The organism is Nitrosospira sp. NpAV (assembly GCF_000832065.1).
GTDB lineage: Bacteria > Pseudomonadota > Gammaproteobacteria > Burkholderiales > Nitrosomonadaceae > Nitrosospira.
Genome location: NZ_JXQM01000114.1, coordinates 1 through 826 on the forward strand (window position 1 = coordinate 1; position 826 = coordinate 826).

General features: G+C 51.1%; 1 pseudogene. It reads right to left on the reverse strand.

What is annotated here, in order from left to right:
* A pseudogene (locus SQ11_RS15530) lies at nt 1–826 on the reverse strand (F0F1 ATP synthase subunit alpha); the annotation flags it as partial.

Here is an 826-nt window from a genome sequence, read left to right on the forward strand (position 1 = left end):
CCACGCAAGGTACGGTTCTGCGCTTTACTACCAACCCGTGACACGGACAGGTCTAAATCTACTGCGGGGAATTGGTTTTTACGTACTAACTGTGGCGATAAATAAATCTGCCCATCAGTAATCGAAATGAGGTTAGTAGGAATATAAGCCGAGAGGTTTCCGGCCTGCGTTTCTACCACGGGCAAAGTGGTAATCGATCCGCCACCGATGTCGGCGCCAAATTGTCCAGCGCGCTCTAAAAGGCGCGCATGCACATAGAAAATATCCCCAGGAAAGGCTTCACGTCCTGGTGGTCGACGCAGCAATAACGATAATTCGCGATAAGAGCGCGCATGATGAGTCATATCATCAAAGATCACCAATACATCTTGGCCCTGTGCCGAGAAATATTCCGCCATAGTCATAGCCGCATAGGGCGCAATATAGGACAGCCCTGGAGCTTCTTCATCACCGGCACTCATCACAATGCAGCGCTGCAGTATTTCGCCGTCTTTGAGCGCACGAATCACCCGTGCGACAGCATCACCGCGTTGCCCCACTGCGCAGTAAATACAAAGCACATCCGAACGTGCCTGATTCAGCATAGTGTCGATAGCGATAGAAGTTTTACCAGTCTGGCGATCGCCAATAATCAATTCACGCTGGCCTAAACCCACTGGGATCGCCGCATCAATAGCCTTTAATCCCGTGGCTAAGGGTCTGAAAATCTGGGTGCGATTTAGAATACTCGGCGCTTCCGCTTCAATGGGATGCTCAGCTATCGCATCAATCGGTCCTAAGGTATCACGTGGACGGCCCATAGCATCGATTACGCGCCCAAGTAACG